Source organism: Pseudomonas rhizophila (genome assembly GCF_003033885.1).
Lineage (GTDB): Bacteria > Pseudomonadota > Gammaproteobacteria > Pseudomonadales > Pseudomonadaceae > Aquipseudomonas > Aquipseudomonas rhizophila.
Genome location: NZ_CP024081.1, coordinates 3,862,033 through 3,878,589, shown reverse-complemented (window position 1 = coordinate 3,878,589; position 16,557 = coordinate 3,862,033). Strand labels below are relative to the sequence as shown.

The window sequence follows — 16,557 nt, the reverse complement described above, 5'->3', positions numbered from 1 at the left end:
GTCATGCTCCCTATCTCCTCAATGATCGAGCAACATGCCGAAGAAGCTTGCTTCCTCATCCTCCTGCACGATCACGCCGTGCGCGCCCCCCACTACGACCTTGATGATCTCAGCAAACTGGACGAGCGCATCGATGCCCATCTCGATGGCCTGCGCATCGCCGGCTCAACGGGCCTGGAAATCCTGCTGGCCCAGCTCGGTCCGCACGCCGTCGGCGAGACGTTCGCCAGTGTGTTGCTGGCCTTCGAGGCGGCCGATGTGAAGATGTTGTCGCGACTCAGCGATCATTTGCGAAGCGCGTCAGAAACGGAGCGCGGTTATCTGATGGCCCTGGGGTGGCTCGACTGGGAGCGTATATCGCCTTGGATCGAGCGCATGTTCGCCTCCCCTGAGCCGTTGTTTCACCGCCTCGGCCTGGCGGCCTGCGGGATGCATCGCCATGATCCTGGCCCCGCGCTGCTTACCGGACTTTCCGATGCCGCCCCCAACGTGCTGGCGCGTGCCGCCCGTACCGCCGGTGAACTGCGCCGGCGTGACCTGCTCCCGGCGATTCGTACCCACCGCCAGCATGAAGATGCCGCCACGCGCTTCTGGGCCAACTGGGCCACCGCACAGATGGGCGACGCGCAAGCCCTGGAGCCATTGCGACAATTCGCCGGGCAACCGGGCCAGTTCCAGTATCGCGCGCTCTGCGTACTGCTGGCCTGGCAGGAACGCGAGCCCAGCATCGCCTGGATACGCCAGTTGGTACAGGATCCCAGGGATCGGCGCATCGGCATCCAGGCCCTTGGGCTGCTGGGCGATCCGGTCTGTGTACCGTGGTTGATCCAGCAAATGAGCGACCTGCCCTATGCCCGGGTCGCCGGTGAAGCCTTCAGCCTGATCACCGGCGCTGACCTGGCGTTGCTTGATCTGGAGTTGCAGGACCTGCCCGATTTCGACGCCGGCCCGAACGATGACCCGCAAGACACCAACGTGGCGATGGACCCCGACGAAAATCTACCCTGGCCCGACCCGCAGCTCATCACCGCTTGGTGGCAGGCCCATGGCGGTGATTTCCAGGCAGGCGTCGGTTATGTGCTGGGACAAATGCAGAGCGAAGCCAGTTTTCGGCAGGCCCTTGCCCACGGCCAGCAACGCCAGCGCATCGCTGCCGCCTGCGGTGTCGCCCGTTTTCGACCAAACGAAGTGCTTTTTCCCACCAGCGCACCGGCCTGGCGGCAACAGCAGTTGTTGGGGAGGACGGGGGTGTTCGGGCGTTGATCAGGGTGGTTATATAGCTCAAACGCAAATCAGGCTCCGACTCCTGATCATTACTTACACCCCTCTGGAGACACCATGCCAAACGCAACCGGACAGAACCCTGTGGCCCTTGTCAGCGGGGTTGGAAGTGAGATTGGGATCGGCATGGCCATCGCGCGCAGACTGGGGACTGCAGGTGCCAGACTGATCGTCACCGCCAGCAGTGCGCGAATCAATGATCGGGTCGCAGAACTGCGTGCCGAAGGATTCGACGTCCAAGGGCGGGCCATCGATCTTACCGATGAGCATCAGGTGCGTGAGTTTATCCCATGGGCAGAGTCCCTCTGGGGGCAGATCGATATTCTGGTCAACAACGCGGGCATGGCCATGCAAGGAAGCCCGGAGTTATTTTCCGACTTGGAAACCATGGATCTGCACACCTGGAACCTGACACTGGCGCGAAACCTGACCACGGCTTTTCTGCTTACACGGGCGGTGCTGCCCGGGATGCGGGCGCGTCGTTACGGGCGCATCGTCAACATCAGTTCCACTACCGGCACCCGCTGCAGTAACCCCGGCGAAGCGGCTTACAGCGCCGCAAAGGCCGCGATGGTTGGAATGAGCATGAGCCTGGCGCTTGAAGTCGCCCAGCAAGGGATCACTGTAAACAGCGTCGCTCCCGGCTGGATCAGCACAGGGTCGACCACTGCCGAGGAAGCCAAGGCGGCAGGTTACACGCCGATGGGCCGGGCCGGACGTCCCGAAGAGGTGGCTGCAGTGGTTGCTTTCCTGGCGTCTTCAGAGGCGAGCTACCTCACTGGCGAAGTCATCGTGGTGGATGGCGGAAACTGTTTGGTCGAGAACAAGGCCCCTTGATCTGAACAGGCTCCTACAGGGTTGGGACATATCCCCGTGAGTCACTTGAACAATTCGCTGCTCATGAAATCAATGAACACCCGCAGTTTCGGCGCCAGGTGCTTGCTTGAGGGCCAGAGCATGCGGAAGGTGCTCTGATGCCGATTGAACTCGTCGAGGACGGTGACCAGCTCACCGGCGACGATGGCATCGCGCACGGTGAAATCCGGTACGCAGGCAATCCCCAATGCATCGCGCACGACGTACAGCAACGCCTCGGTGGTGTTGCAGACCAGGGTGGCCGGCAGGTTGAGATCGGACTGCCCTTCCCCGTTCACCGGCCAGACCTGCAGCCTGCCAGTGCTGGGGAATTTGTATAGCAGGCAGGCATGGCGCAGCAGATCCGCCGGCACCTGCGGTGTGCCGTGTTCGGCGAAGTACCGGGGCGAACCGACCACGACGAGCTTGAACGCGCCTAACGGGCGGGACATCAGCCGGGAGTCGTTTGGCTCTCCGGTCCGAATGACGGCATCAAAACCTTCCTCAATGATGTCCACCAGCCTATCGGAGAAATCCAGGTCCAATTCGATACTGGGGTAGCGGCGCATGAAAGCCATCAGCGTCGGCATGACCAAATCTGCAACCAGGGGCAAGCTCACGCGCAATTTGCCCCGCGGCGCTTTGCGGGTTTCCGACAGTTCCAATTCGGCCGCTTCGACTTCGCAGAGAATGCGTCGGCAACGCTCGAGGAAAAGCGTCCCTTCTGCCGTCAGCGTGATACTGCGCGTGCTGCGATGAAACAGCCGCACACCCAGCCTTTCCTCGAGTCGGGCCACGCTTTTACCCACCGCCGAAGACGAAATGCCAAGCGCCCTGCCCGCCTCTGAAAAGCTGCGGGTTTCGGCCGCGCGAACAAAAAAATCAATCCCGCTCAGTGATTCCACGCCAGGCTCCCATTGCGGACATTTTTTCCGATGTGTTGCGCACTCTAGCATTCTTGTCTCGCCAAAGAGCGGCACTTACCGTAGTCGACACTTATCAATCTGCTATTGACGCCGCCATCCGGCGGGTCAGAAGCGCGCCAAGCAGGTGACACATGACGATTGCCAATACCCATATCGACGCCGATGCCGAGGTCGTTCAAGATGCTGCGCCGCTCCCCATCGGTTCACTGTTCGCCCTCGCGTTGGCGGCGTTCGTGACCATTCTCACCGAAGCCTTGCCCGCCGGCCTTCTCTCACAGATCAGCGAAGGGCTGGCGATCTCCGAAGCCCTCGCCGGCCAGTTGGTCACGGTCTATGCGATAGGGTCCTTGCTGGCGGCCATTCCCTTGACGGCCGCGACCCAAGGCATGCGGCGCCGGTCGCTCTTGCTGCTGGCGATTGCCGGTTTTGCCGTGGCCAATACGGTCACAACGTTTTCGTCCCATTACGGCTTGACGATCGTTGCCCGCTTGCTGGGTGGCGTATCGGCCGGGCTGCTCTGGGCCTTGTTAGCCGGGTATGCCGCGCGCATGGTGCCCGAGAGCCAGAAAGGTCGGGCGATTGCAATTGCCATGGTCGGCGCACCCTTGGCGTTATCCTTGGGCGTACCGGCCGGCACCTTGCTCGGTAATTTGATCGGCTGGCGGATGAGCTTCGCCATCATGAGTTTGTTCGCCGTCGCCTTGATGGTCTGGGTGCGACTCAAAGTGCCTGACTTTCCCGGGCAAACCACCGACAAACGTCTTGCCTTGCGCCAGGTCTTCACCCTGCCAGGCGTTCGCTCGGTGCTGTGTGTGGTGCTGGCCTTTGTTCTGGCGCACAACATTCTCTTTACCTATATCGCCCCGTTCCTGATGGCGGCAGGCCTGGGCGAGCGGATCGACCTGGTGCTGCTGGTCTTCGGGGGCGCCTCGTTGCTGGGCATCTGGGTCGTCGGCGTGCTGATCGATCGCCATCTACGGGCATTGACCCTTGCCAGCACGGCACTTTTCGCCATCTCGGCCCTGACACTGGGCGCCATGAGCGACAGCCTTGCTGCGATCTACACCGCCGTGGCGGCCTGGGGAGTCGCTTTTGGCGGGGCCGGGACGTTGTTCCAAACGGCAATTGCCAAGACGGCCGGAGACGCGGCGGATCTCGCCCAGTCGATGCTGGTCACGGCCTGGAACGTCGCCATTGCCGGCGGCGGGATCGTGGGGGGCATCCTGCTCGATCATCTGGGTGTCGTTGCGTTTGCGCCTGTGCTGGTCGCGCTCTTGCTGCTGACGTTGGCGGTGGTGTGGTCCGCCCGGCAGTATGGGTTTGCAGCAGACCCTCAACGATAGATAGCAGCAACTGACATCAAATCGTCATCACTGCGTCGTCGAAACGCCATACATCCTGAGTACTGTCCTCGCCAATGAGATCGATCTCAAGCGAGTGACAATGACTGATTTGAAAGAAGTTGCACGGCTGGCAGGGGTTTCGCGGGCAACCGCGGCGCGAGCCTTTGCCTCCCCTGAAGTGGTCCGTCCGGCTACCCGTGAACAGGTCTTCGCCGCAGCGCGCCAACTGGGGTTTCGGCCCAACCGTCTTGGTCGCCAACTGCGCCTGCAAGTGACCAAGCTGATCGGTGTCGTGGTGCCCAACCTGCTCAATCCGGTGTTCGCCGAACAGTTTCAGGCGATGGAGCGTGCTGCACGCGTGCATGGTTACAACCTGTTGTTGGCAACCACCGATTACAGCAGCGAGCGCGAAAGCGCGGTCGTCGAGGAGTTGCTGCGACAGCGTGTCGATGGGCTGGTCCTCACGGTAACCGACGCCGAGAGCAACCGGGTGCTGCAAAGCCTGGACAGCGAGGACACGCCTTTTGTGCTGGCTTATCACCAGCCGGGTAATCCGGATTACAGCGCGGTGTCGGTGGACAACCGCGCCGGCATGGCGCTCGCCACCCGTTATCTGCTGGACGCCGGGCACACTCGGATTGGCATGGTCGCCGGCCCTGCCCTGCAATCGGACCGTGCTCGCCTGCGTTATGCCGGTTATTGCGAGGCAATGCATGGAGCCGGTCTCGCCAGCCTGCCGGTGATTGAAATGCCCGCCCATACCCAGGCTGACTTCGCCGCCATCGAGCCGTTATTGCATGGCCCCCAGGCGCTCAGTGCGCTGGTTTGTTCCAACGATTTGCTGGCCATCAGCTTGATCGCCGAACTGCGCCGCAACGGCTGGCAAGTGCCTCGGCAACTCTCGGTCATCGGTTTTGACGGCATCGCCCTCGGCACCCAGATGCATCCGACGCTGTGCAGTGTTGTTCAGCCCATCGAGGCACTGGCCTGCACCGTGATTGATCAATTGTTGGCGCAGATCGCTGGCGCCACCCCGGTTTCCCATTGCCTGCCTTGTCATATCCGGCCGGGCGAAAGCACTCAACCCTACGAGGAGACGCTTGATGTTCCACTTGCGTAAAACCCTGGCGACACTGCTGTTATGCGGCGCGGCCACCTTGGTCCAGGCCGGCGAAACGGCGATTTGCTACAACTGTCCACCAGAATGGGCCGATTGGGGCACGCAGCTCAAGGCGATTGCCGATACCACTGGCGTCCAGGTTCCGCTGGACAACAAGAACTCTGGACAGGCATTGGCGCAACTGGTCGCCGAGAAGGCCGCGCCGGTGGCGGACGTGGTGTATTACGGCGTGACGTTCGGTTTGCAGGCGCAAAAAGCCGAGGTGGTCGGCACGTACAAACCCAAGGGTTGGGAGCAGATCCCGGCGGGTTTGAAGGACCCCGAGGGACACTGGTTTGCCATTCACTCCGGCACCCTGGGCATCATGGTCAACGTCGATGCGCTGGGCGGTCTGCCCGTGCCGCAAAGCTGGGCCGACCTGCTCAAGCCTGAGTACAAAGGCATGGTCGGCTACCTTGACCCGTCCAGTGCTTTCGTTGGGTACGTCTCGGCGGTAGCGATCAACCAGGCCATGGGCGGCAATCTGGATAACTTCGCCCCAGCCATCGACTACTTCAAAAAGCTGGCGAAAAACTCACCGATCGTGCCCAAGCAGACGGCTTATGCGCGGGTGCTGTCCGGGGAGTTGCCGATTCTGGTGGACTACGACTTCAACGCCTATCGGGCTCGTTACAAAGACAAGGCCAACGTTGCCTTTGTGATTCCCAAGGAAGGCAGCATCAGCGTGCCTTACGTGATGAGCATCGTCGACAACGCCCCCCATCGGGCCAACGCCGAGAAGGTCCTGGATTTCGTTTTGTCCGAGCAAGGCCAGGCGCTCTGGGCCAAGGCGTACCTGCGACCGGTGCGGGCAATGAAGATGCCTGCCGATGTTGCCGCGCAGTTCCTGCCCGACAGCGATTACGCCCGGGCCGGCGTAGTCAACTACGAGCAGATGGCCGCGGCGCAGGAAGCCTTTTCCGCACGTTATCTGAGCGAGGTCAAGTAAGTGACCGTCTCGGCAGTAAAAGCCCGAGACGTACGGTCGGGCTGGGCCATGGTGCCGCGCTTGCGGCCGACCGCTGCCTGGGCGCTTGCGCCCGCGGCGGCGGTGCTGTTCGCCTTCTGGTTGTTGCCGCTGGCGCACCTGGTCTTGCTCGGTGGGCAAAGTCGCGATGGTAGCGACAGCGGCTATTGGCAGGTGCTGAGCAGCGCGCAATACCTGGGCAGTCTGGCGCAGACCTGCCTGCTGGCACTGGCAACGACCCTCGCGGCGTTGTTAGTGGGCGGCTTCAGTGATTTTTTCTCAGTCGCCAACGTTTCTTCGGCCGTTCGGTACTTGTCGCCTTGTTGACCTTCCCGCTGGCATTTCCCGGCGTGGTCGTTGGTTTTCTGGTGATCCTGCTGGCCGGCCGCCAAGGCTTGTTTGCCACCCTGGGGCTCGGCCTGGTGGGTGAGCGCTGGATTTTTGCCTACTCGTTGATGGGCTTGTGCATCGGCTACCTGTATTTCTCGATTCCGCGGGTGATCCTTACGGTGATGGCTGCTTGTGAAAGCCTGGATCGCAGCCTGGAAGAGGCCGCTCGTTCACTGGGAGCCAGCCATTGGCGTGTGCTCTGTGACGTCATTGTCCCCGGCCTGGCGCCGGCATTGGTCTCCTGCGGGGCGATTTGCTTTGCCACCTCCATGGGCGCGTTCGGTACCGCCTTCACCCTGGGTACCCGGCTCAACGTGACGCCGGTGGCGATCTACAACGTGTTTACCAATTACGCCAATTTCGCCGTGGCCGCTGCGCTGTCGGTGGTGTTGGGGCTGGTGACCTGGGCGGTTCTGTTGCTGGCCCGGCGGCTGGCCAAAGATTCGAGGACAGTCTTGTGAAACGCTCAACGCTGTTTGTCGGGCAACTGGTGTTTACCTTGCTGGTGTGCGCTTTCATGTTGGTGCCTGTGGTGATGTCACTGCTCGCCGGGCTGACGCGCAATTACTTCCAAGGGCTGTCCAGCGGCCTGACGTTCGACTGGCTGCTGCAGGTCTGGCAGGCGTATTCGCCGACGGTCTGGCTGTCCCTGCAACTGGCCGCCGCCTGTGCGCTGTGTGTCTGTGTGGTGGGTGTGCCGGCGGCTTACGCCCTGGTACGGATGAACAACCGCTTTAGCCGCGCGTTCGAGGAACTGATGGTGTTGCCGGTGGCGATGCCCGGTCTGGCCAGTGCCTTGGCATTGCTGCTCACCTATGGTCAGTTCGGCGGGTTTCGCAGCAGTTGGTTATTCATTCTCGTCGGCCACGTGCTGTTCACTCTGCCATTTCTGGTGCGCCCGGTGATGGCGGTGATGCAACGCCAGCACCTGCCGATCCTGGAAGAAGCCGCCGCGAGCCTGGGTGCCGGGCCGGTCCGGCGCTTCTTCAGCGTGGTGGTGCCCAACTGTCGGGCGGGGATTCTCGCCGGGGTCTTGATGGTCGTCACCCTGTCGTTGGGTGAGTTCAACCTGACCTGGATGCTCCATACCCCGATGACCAAAACCTTGCCGGTGGGCCTGGCCGACAGCTATGCCTCGGCCAGGCTGGAAGTCGCCAGCGCCTACACCCTTATATTCCTGTTGATGATTGTGCCGCTGCTTGTTGCATTGCAGGCCATCAGCGCGCGCCTTTCCCGTGGAGCAAATCGATGAGCGGAACCACTATTCGCCTGAAGGGTTGTCGCAAGGCGTTCTCTGACGGCACCGTTGCCGTACATGACCTGGACCTGACCATTGAGGCTGGAGAAACCCTGGCGATCCTCGGCCCGTCCGGTTGCGGTAAAACCACCACCCTGCGCCTGATCGCGGGTCTGGAGCGTCCGGACGTGGGCCAGGTATTTTTTGGCGACAGCGACGTCACCCGCCTCCCCATCGAACGTCGCGACGTGGGCATGGTGTTCCAGAACTATGCGCTGTTTCCCAATCTGGATGTGGCCGGCAACATTGTTTACGGCCTGAAAGTTCGCGGTGTGTCACCCGCCGAGCGTAACAAGCGCTGTTTGGAGTTGCTGGAACTTGTCGGCTTGCAGGATCACGGCAAGCGCAGTATCCACGAGTTGTCCGGCGGTCAGCGCCAGCGAGTCGCCCTTGCCCGCGCCCTGGCACCCAGGCCCCGGGTATTGCTGCTCGACGAACCGTTGGCGGCGCTGGATGCGCAACTACGAGAACGCCTGCGCAGCGAATTGGCCCAGTTGCTACGCGGTTTGGGCATTACCGCCGTGTTCGTCACCCACGATCAGGGTGAAGCCATGGCGCTGGGGGATCGCATCCTGGTCATGGAGCATGGCCGCGTCGCGCAACTGGCTAGCCCGCGGGACATCTATCAGCAACCTGCCAACGCGTTCGTCGCCCGTTTTGTCGGCAATCTCAATGCTTTTTCGGTGATCGAGCACACGCCCCATGGCTTGAAGGTCAGTGGCGGTGAGTTGCCATGGAATGGCGCCGACCTACCCGCCACTGTCTATTGCCGCCCCGAGCATTTGCGGGTGATGGACAGTGAGGGCCATCTGCACGGGCGTCTGGTGGGCCAGTTTTTCCAGGGGGCTCAAAGCCGTCTGCTGGTGGATGTGGGTGCGGCTCAGCCTTTGCTGGTGGACAGCACCGATAGCGCTATCCATGCCCCCGGTGCCCTGATTGCCCTGGCCGTCGAGCCACAAGTGCTGTTCACCCTGTCATCGTGATCTTTGTGTTTGCAGAGGGCTTATTTTGAATCATCCGTTTCTCATCGCGCAGATCAGCGATCTGCACCTTAAAGCCGGACAAAAACTGACTTACGGCGTTGTCGATACCCTCGCTGCATTGCGTCGTGCGGTGGATCATTTGAACACCCAGGTGCCGCGTCCCGACATCGTGGTGGTCAGTGGCGACCTGGTGGACTTCGGTCGCCCTGATGAATATGCCGCGCTGCACCCTGAGCTGGCGCGCCTGCACATGCCTTGCTACCTGGTGCCTGGTAACCATGACAATCGCGAGCATTTGCGGGCGGCATTTGCCGACCACAGCTACCTACCGATACGGGCTGACGCCCCCCTGGACTGGGTGGTGGAGGAGCATCCGCTACGCCTTATTGGCCTGGACACCACCATTCCCGGTGCCCATGGCGGTCAGCTCCTGGACAGCCAGTTGCGCTGGCTCGATGAACAACTGGCCTGTCGTCCCGATGCGCCGACGCTATTGGTGCTGCATCACCCGCCGTTTGTAAGCGGGATTGGCCATATGGACCGTGAACCCTTCATCAACGCGGCGGCACTGGAGCAGGTCATTGCCCGACACCCGCAGGTGGAGCGCTTGCTGTGCGGGCATTTGCATCGGTCGATGCAACGGCGTTTCGGCGGCAGCCTGAGTTGCGTGTGCCCCGGTACCTCACATCAGATCGTCCTGGATCTACAGCCAACCGCTCCCGCGCATTTCAATCTGGAACCGCCGGGGTATCTGCTGCACCACTGGCATGGGCAGGCACTGGTGACCCATAACGGCGTGTTTGGCGAGTATCCCGGACCGTATCCGTTTTATGACGCTCATGGATTGATCGACTGATAACCCAGGGACTTTTACTGATGACCTGCTTTGGAGATTTAATCCCTACCCCACTCTATTCATTGAAGATTTTCTAACGAGTTATTGAACGCATCGGCCAATCATGTGATCGGCCGAGGGCTTCCTGCTGCCTTTTCACTGTGCCCGGAACAAAGGTTCCGCGCTGGAGTTCGTCCTGATGAAAGCTCTATTCAACGTACTGAGTTTATTAACCGGCGGCGTGTGTATTGTCTTGAGCCCGTTGGCGTCTGCTGATTTTGTCAGCGACAGTAAAGCCAACTTGAACTTGCGCAATTTCTACTTCAACAACGATAACCGTGACGGTACCGCCGCGCCCTCGAAGACTGAGGAATGGGGACAGGCCTTCATGCTCAATTATCAGTCCGGGTTTACCGACGGCACTGTGGGGTTTGGTCTGGATGCCATCGGCCTGCTGGGTTTGAAACTCGACAGCGGCGCGGGTCGCCATGTTGGCAGCTCGATGTTTCCCAACGACGGTGACAAGGCTGCCGACCAATGGGCTCGTCTCGGCGCAACGGCGAAGATGCGCGTCTCCAAGACCGAACTGCGTTACGGCACCTTGCAACCGAAACTGCCGATCCTGGTGTCCAACGATGGCCGTCTGTTGCCGCAAACTTTCGAAGGTGGCCAAGTCACCAGCAGTGAAATCGACAACCTGACGTTCACCGCCGGCCAACTGGAACACGCCACCGGGCGTGCATCGAGTGACCGCGCCGGGCTGGCCGTTGCGGGCGGCAGCCAGGAAAGCAACAAATTCACCTTTGCCGGTGGCGACTACAAACTGACCAAGGACCTGACCGCACAGTATTACTACGCCAATCTCGAAGACTATTACCAACAGCACTTCGCCGGTTTGTTGCATGTATTGCCGCTGGGCGAATACGGCTCGCTGAAAACCGACTTGCGCTACTTCAAGACCACGTCCGATGGCAAGAACAGCAGCGCCGCCGGTCGCGCCAGTGGTTACAAACTGGGCGGCTACACCAAGGACGGCAGCGGGGAAATCGACAACGATACCTGGAGTGCGGCGTTCATTTACTCGCTGGGCGGCCATGCCATTACCGCGGGTTATCAAAGCGTTTCCGAAGACAGCAACTTTGCCCAACTCAACCAGGGTGGCTTGGTGGGTAAAGGCGAAGCCGGCGCCAGCCTTTATCTCTACACCGACCGCACTATTCAGACATTCATCCAGGCGGGTGAGCGCACGGCGTTCGCCCAGTATGCCTACGACTTCGCCGCGCTTGGCGTGCCGGGATTGAGGGCGTCGGTGATGTACCTCAAGGGCGACAATATCCAGACCGCCAGCGGTCAGGACGCCAGTGAGTGGGAGCGCGATATCTCCCTGGACTATGTGATCCAGAGCGGTACGCTGAAGAACCTGGGTTTTGGCTGGCGCAACGCGATGTCCCGAAGCGAAGTGGCTCGCGACCAGGACCAGAATCGCCTGATCGTGAGTTACAGCATTCCCTTGATGTAAGCATCCAGCGCAATTCAGGGCCAGGGCGTCGAACTCGCGTGAAACGCTCCTGGCTCTTTATCAGCGCTTGCCCAACGTCGGCAGATTCGCACGATTGGGCAATCATCCGCGCGGATTATGCAACCAGCCCCCAGAATTGCTTCCTATAGTTATCCAGAGTCAAACCTTCTGGAGCTGGAATCGCTATGAGCGCCCTCAACATCAATGGCCGTGAGTATACGGTCGACGTAGACCCAGGCACCCCGATTCTCTGGACCCTGCGCGATGCGCTGGGCATGACCGGCACCAAATTTGGTTGTGGTGCAGCCCTGTGTGGCGCCTGCACCGTTCACCTGGATGGTCAGGCCATTCGTTCCTGCGTGACGCCAATCGCCGCCGCCCAAGGCAAGAAGATCACCACCATCGAGGCGGCCACAGATGGCAGTGACCCGGTCGGCACCGCCGTGCATGAGGCTTGGGTCAAACACGACGTGGCGCAGTGCGGCTACTGTCAGAGCGGCCAGATCATGAGCGCGACAGCGTTTCTCAAAGCCCAGCCCAAGGGCAAGCAGCCTACGGCGGCCGAAATCGACTCGGCGATGGCCGGCAACATTTGCCGCTGTGGCACTTACGCGCGCATCCGCGCTGCCGTGGCAGATGCCGCCAAAACCCTTGCCTGACCGGAGTTCGCCATGTTGAACGAGATTTTTCCAGACGAGATTCCCCGCGCTTTACAGCACATGCTTGAGCGCGATCAGGCTGACGGCCCTACCACCCTTCCCCGCCGCAGTTTCCTCAAGATTGTCGGCATCGGCGGTCTGGCCTTGGGCGCTTTTCCTCATCTTGCCTTGGCGCAAGAGGCCAACGGCGACGCCGCAGTACCACTCAAGCCGAATCAGCAACCTTCGGCATTCGTACAGATCGCGCCCAACGGCGAAGTCACCGTGACGATCAACCGGTTGGAATTCGGCCAGGGCGTGCAAACCAGCCTGCCGATGATTCTTGCCGAAGAGCTCGATGCCGACTGGAGTCTGGTGCGAGCCCGCAACGGCAGCGGTGATGCTGCTTATCAGGATCCGATCTTTGGTATACACCTCACTGGCGGCTCCAATTCGATCAAAAACAGCTATACCCAGTACCGCGAACTTGGCGCCCGTGCTCGTGCCATGCTGCTCTCGGCGGCGGCAGCACGCTGGAACGTGGACGTGGCCAGCCTGAGCACCCAAGCCGGCATGGTGCTCGGCCCGGCGGGCCGTAAGGCAAGCTACGGCGAATTGGCCGAGGCCGCTATGGCGCTGCCTGTGCCGGAAAAGGTGACACTCAAGGACCCCAAGGACTTTCGCATCATTGGCCATGCCACCACGCGCATCGATGCCAAGGCCAAGAGCAGCGGCCAGCAGGACTTCGGCATCGATATGCATCTGCCAGGGCAACTCACTGCCGTGGTCGCCCACCCGCCGGTGTTCGGTGCCAGAATCGCTTCGTTGGATGACAGCGCGGCACGCGCCACCCGGGGCGTGAAAGCGGTATTGCGCGTGCCGTTGGACGGCGGCGCCGAAGGTGTCGCGGTAGTCGCCGATAGCTACTGGCAGGCGAAGCTCGCGCGCGATGCCTTGAAGCTGGAGTGGGACCTTGCGTCCGTCGAAAAGGTGGACAGCGAAAAACAACTGCTCCAGTACCGGGAGCTGGCCGGCCAGCCCGGCCCACTGCGCTTCGATGCCGACATGACGCCGCTGGCAACCGCGCCGCATCAACTGGAAGCTGAGTTCGTATTCCCCTACCTCGCCCACGCCCCCATGGAGCCGTTGAACTGTACTGTCCAGCTCGGCGAAGAACGCGCCGAACTGTGGGTCGGCACGCAGTTTCCCGGCGGCGACAGTGCGGCGGCCGCCAAGGTACTGAATCTCAAACCCGAGCAAATCCAGCTGAACGTGCAGACGGCCGGCGGTGGTTTCGGCCGGCGCGGCGTGCCCACCGGCGACTTTGTCGTGCTGGCTTGCGAAGTGGCCAAAGCCGCCCGCGCTGAGGGGCTTGACGCGCCTGTGCGCACGCTCTGGAGCCGGGAAGACGACATCAAGGGCGGCTACTATCGCCCCATGCACCTGCATCGCGCGCGCATCGGTTTTGACGACGCTGGCAAGGTACTGGCCTGGGATCACGCCCTGGTCGGGCAATCCATTCTTACCGACACCGTGTTTGGGGGCCGGGTGAAGAACGGCATCGACCCCACCGCCACGGAAGGTATGCGTGATCCTTATCCGCTGCCGATGCGCCTGACGGTCCATCACCCGAAAGTCAACGTCCCCATCCTCTGGTGGCGCAGCGTAGGCTCCACCCATACGGCTTTTGTAATGGAAACCTTGATCGATGAGATCGCCCGTACAACCAAGCAGGATCCGGTGGCCTATCGGATGAAGCTGTTCGCCGATCAAAGCCCGCGCCATCGCGCAGCGCTGCAATTGGCGGTGGACAAGAGCGAATACGGCAAACGCCCGCTACCGGCTGGCCATGCCTGGGGCGTGGCGGTGCACGAGTCGTTCAGTTCGGTGGTGGCTTACGTCGTTGAGGCGTCGGTGCAGAGTGGCCGTCCGGTGCTGCACCAAGTGACTGCGGGTGTGCACTGCAACCTGGTGGTCAACCCGCGCAGTGTTGAAGCTCAGGTGCAAGGCGCCGCGCTGATGGGATTGTCGATGTGCCTGCCGGGCGGCGCCATCACCTTGAAAGACGGCGTCGTGCAGCAGAGCAACTTTGCTGACTTCAGCGTTCCACGCATTACCGACATGCCGGAGTTTGCCGTGCACATCGTGCCAAGCGCCGAACCACCCACCGGGATGGGCGAGCCCGGCCTGCCGGCGTTGGCTCCGGCTTTTGCCAATGCCATTGCCAGCCTGACGGGCAAGCCAATGCGTGAGTTGCCGTTCAAGATGACGTGATGGAGTGTATCTCCAGATTCACTATCGTACGGGGATGTACGAGTAACCCCTTACCATTGCTTTTCCTTCCTGCGTATTCCGAGCCCGAATAAGCTCAACCATGTGTTCCTGAGTGTATTCAACGAAATACTCGTTACCCTCTTCAATCTGCAGGTTCAGGAATACGTTTCGGGGATGGTTGTTCTGTCCAGCAGCTATCTTGTGCTGGCCGGGGCTCACGAAGACCCAGGAATAGGTCCGTTCATTGAGGCCCACTACCGCGCTGTCATTAATGCTGAATATGCTGTCATAAAAGCTGCCTTGAATGACATGCGTCCGCGCCAGATAAACGAGCGCCTTACCTTGAGGTGGCGACGGAGGGTCGAAATAGGGTTGGTTGGAAGTTGTATGGCCGCAGCCGGTCAATAGGAGCAGGAGCACCAGCCCTGTTATTTTTTTTATTGTCGCGCTCATTTGTTCTGCCCCAATAACTGATTGATTACCGGCTCCATTTTTTCCTCGACCGTTGCCATTTTAGACGGATCGAATCCTCCCTCCCCCGTCAGATGATAGTGCGCAAAGCCGATTTTTTGATTGCCCTTATAAAGAGAAATACTGGCATCGGACAGGTAGGCAGAAAAATCCCACGAGCGAATCGCGGTATAGGTCAAACGGTACTCGCAGGTGCTCGGCACAGATCTGGTGTAGAGCTGGCTCTCGATATGGTGCTTGCGTAAGAGGAGTTGCAAGCCATCGACAAAGTCGCCAACGACGACTTTTGGATTCTCTTCAATACAAATCTTCGAAATTTGATATTGGCGCTCCACCGGTTCGACTTTAATGTTGGTACACCCGGCCAGTATCAATACAAAACCAATCGTAAGCGCTCTAAACCGCACACTTTTCTCCAAACTAAAAAAGATATCAAAATGATGGCGTCATGCTAGGTGAGGTGCGTTTTGCCGTCAATCGCCAGCCTTCTTTACCGGGCGTGGACTGAAAAGGCCCGGCGTGAAAGACCTCAAACCGCCTCACCTTTACGATGAAACGCCTGCCCCAACACCGCCAAGCGTTCGGCCAACGGTGGCAGGCATTGACTGCTCCGAGTCAGAATGCCGATGTTATCGGCGTTGCGCTCAGCGACGGCCTGGACGCTTTGCAAGCGTTCATTGATGCCCTTCGAGGCCTCGGACTGTTCCTGGGTGGTGCTGGCGATCAGGCCGTTGAAGTGGTTGATCGCCGCGATGTCCTCTACCACTGCATGCAGCAGTTGCGAGGCGAGTTGGCTGGCCGATACGCAGCGTTGTACCCCTTCCTGGCTGTCTTGCATGGCGAGGGCTGCCTGACGGCTGCCCTGTTGCAGCTTGGCGATGATCTGCTGGATTTCCGTGGTGGACGTCGAGGTCTTTTGCGACAGGGTCCGGACTTCGTCCGCTACTACCGCAAAACCGCGTCCCTGCTCCCCGGCCCGGGCGGCCTCGATGGCGGCGTTGAGGGCCAACAGGTTGGTTTGTTCGGCGATGCTGTTAATGACGTCCAGCACCTGGCCGATCTGTTGCGCCTGCTCGGCCAGGCCTTGCACGGTTTCGTTGGTCAGGTTGAGGCGACCGGCCAACTCGACAATCTCCTCGCGGCTCTGGTCAACGGTGCTGCGTCCGCGGCTGACCTGTTCACTGGCTTGGCCGGCCCGTTGTACCGTCTGGCCGACATGCCCGGCAATGCTGTCCATGGCCTGGACCAGATGGCCAATCGCGCCGCTCATCTGTGCCACTTCATTGAGCTGATGCCTGGCGCCGTGCTCCAGTGTCTGGCCGACTTGAGAAAGGTCCTGACCCAAGTCCGAAAGGTTGCGGGTATCGCGCACCACGCCGTCTACCAGGTTGGTGATCTGCTGCAGGAAATGATCGAAACGCTCGGACGAAGAGACTTTGTCCCCCCGGTTGCGCTGGGTCTGGGTGTCACTGCTCAACTGCATAGCGGCGGCCAGCACTTTGTCGAGCACATCCTGGTTTTCCGTGGCATCGGCCAGGCTCTGGTTCGCCAGGTAAATCAGGATCACGCTTTCCACCACCACGTAGAAGGCGTGGATGAAAATCATGGTCCAGCCGCCA

Annotated in this window: 15 protein-coding genes and 1 pseudogene; 12 read left to right on the top strand and 4 right to left on the bottom strand. The window is 60.6% G+C overall.

What is annotated here, in order from left to right; genetic code table 11:
* Positions 1 to 3 precede the first annotated feature (3 nt).
* Both CRX69_RS17990 and CRX69_RS17985 read left to right on the top strand, forming a co-directional pair.
* Positions 4 to 1,263: a TIGR02270 family protein gene (locus tag CRX69_RS17990; protein WP_107322482.1), complete on the top strand. Its 1,260-nt coding sequence runs from the start codon at positions 4 to 6 to the stop codon at positions 1,261 to 1,263.
* Positions 1,264 to 1,338: 75 nt separating this feature from the next.
* Entirely contained in the window at positions 1,339 to 2,118 is a 780-nt protein-coding gene (locus tag CRX69_RS17985; protein WP_047226476.1) for an SDR family NAD(P)-dependent oxidoreductase, read from the top strand.
* 41 nt (positions 2,119 to 2,159) lie between these two features.
* Here CRX69_RS17985 and CRX69_RS17980 read toward each other — a convergent pair whose 3' ends face one another.
* Positions 2,160 to 3,041: a LysR family transcriptional regulator gene (locus tag CRX69_RS17980; protein ID WP_047226475.1), complete on the bottom strand. Its 882-nt coding sequence runs from the start codon at positions 3,039 to 3,041 to the stop codon at positions 2,160 to 2,162.
* Between the two features lie 152 nt (positions 3,042 to 3,193).
* Here CRX69_RS17980 and CRX69_RS17975 point away from each other — a divergent pair, with 152 nt between their 5' ends.
* From CRX69_RS17975 to CRX69_RS17930, 10 genes and pseudogenes are all read left to right on the top strand, one after another.
* The gene (locus CRX69_RS17975; RefSeq protein WP_047226474.1) at positions 3,194 to 4,405 is read left to right on the top strand and encodes an MFS transporter; all 1,212 of its coding nucleotides are present in this window, start codon (positions 3,194 to 3,196) and stop codon (positions 4,403 to 4,405) included.
* Positions 4,406 to 4,505: 100 nt separating this feature from the next.
* Positions 4,506 to 5,525 (top strand): LacI family DNA-binding transcriptional regulator, encoded by a 1,020-nt coding sequence (locus CRX69_RS17970; protein WP_047226473.1) that lies wholly within the window; start codon positions 4,506 to 4,508, stop codon positions 5,523 to 5,525.
* A complete protein-coding gene (locus CRX69_RS17965; RefSeq protein ID WP_107322481.1) occupies positions 5,509 to 6,513 on the top strand; it encodes an ABC transporter substrate-binding protein in 1,005 nt (334 codons plus the stop codon). Before CRX69_RS17970 ends, CRX69_RS17965 begins: the two co-directional genes overlap by 17 nt.
* A 48-nt stretch (positions 6,514 to 6,561) precedes the next feature.
* Positions 6,562 to 7,382: pseudogene (locus CRX69_RS17960) on the top strand (ABC transporter permease).
* Positions 7,379 to 8,173 (top strand): ABC transporter permease, encoded by a 795-nt coding sequence (locus CRX69_RS17955; RefSeq protein WP_047226470.1) that lies wholly within the window; start codon positions 7,379 to 7,381, stop codon positions 8,171 to 8,173. The pseudogene CRX69_RS17960 and the gene CRX69_RS17955 overlap by 4 nt, the downstream one beginning before the upstream one ends.
* Positions 8,170 to 9,201 carry an ABC transporter ATP-binding protein gene (locus tag CRX69_RS17950; protein ID WP_047226469.1) on the top strand — a complete coding sequence of 344 codons (1,032 nt, stop codon included), beginning with the start codon at positions 8,170 to 8,172 and terminating at the stop codon, positions 9,199 to 9,201. Before CRX69_RS17955 ends, CRX69_RS17950 begins: the two co-directional genes overlap by 4 nt.
* A 25-nt stretch (positions 9,202 to 9,226) precedes the next feature.
* Entirely contained in the window at positions 9,227 to 10,057 is an 831-nt protein-coding gene (locus CRX69_RS17945; protein ID WP_047226468.1) for a phosphodiesterase, read from the top strand.
* Between the two features lie 178 nt (positions 10,058 to 10,235).
* Complete coding sequence (locus CRX69_RS17940) at positions 10,236 to 11,555, top strand: OprD family porin (RefSeq protein WP_107322480.1); 1,320 nt, start codon at positions 10,236 to 10,238, stop codon at positions 11,553 to 11,555.
* 185 nt (positions 11,556 to 11,740) lie between these two features.
* Positions 11,741 to 12,214, top strand: a complete 474-nt coding sequence (locus tag CRX69_RS17935; protein ID WP_047226466.1) for a (2Fe-2S)-binding protein — start codon at positions 11,741 to 11,743, stop codon at positions 12,212 to 12,214.
* 12 nt (positions 12,215 to 12,226) lie between these two features.
* Positions 12,227 to 14,467 (top strand): xanthine dehydrogenase family protein molybdopterin-binding subunit, encoded by a 2,241-nt coding sequence (locus CRX69_RS17930; RefSeq protein ID WP_107322479.1) that lies wholly within the window; start codon positions 12,227 to 12,229, stop codon positions 14,465 to 14,467.
* A 21-nt stretch (positions 14,468 to 14,488) separates the two neighbouring features.
* Here the strand turns inward: CRX69_RS17930 and CRX69_RS17925 are convergent, their stop codons facing one another.
* From CRX69_RS17925 to CRX69_RS28275, 3 genes are all read right to left on the bottom strand, one after another.
* Positions 14,489 to 14,920, bottom strand: a complete 432-nt coding sequence (locus tag CRX69_RS17925) for a DUF2846 domain-containing protein (protein WP_223194328.1) — start codon at positions 14,918 to 14,920, stop codon at positions 14,489 to 14,491.
* Positions 14,917 to 15,345, bottom strand: coding sequence for an Sbal_3080 family lipoprotein (locus tag CRX69_RS17920; protein WP_047226464.1), 429 nt, complete (start codon positions 15,343 to 15,345; stop codon positions 14,917 to 14,919). Before CRX69_RS17920 ends, CRX69_RS17925 begins: the two co-directional genes overlap by 4 nt.
* A gap of 122 nt (positions 15,346 to 15,467) precedes the next feature.
* A complete protein-coding gene (locus CRX69_RS28275; protein ID WP_409563866.1) occupies positions 15,468 to 16,175 on the bottom strand; it encodes a methyl-accepting chemotaxis protein in 708 nt (235 codons plus the stop codon).
* Positions 16,176 to 16,557 lie beyond the last annotated feature (382 nt).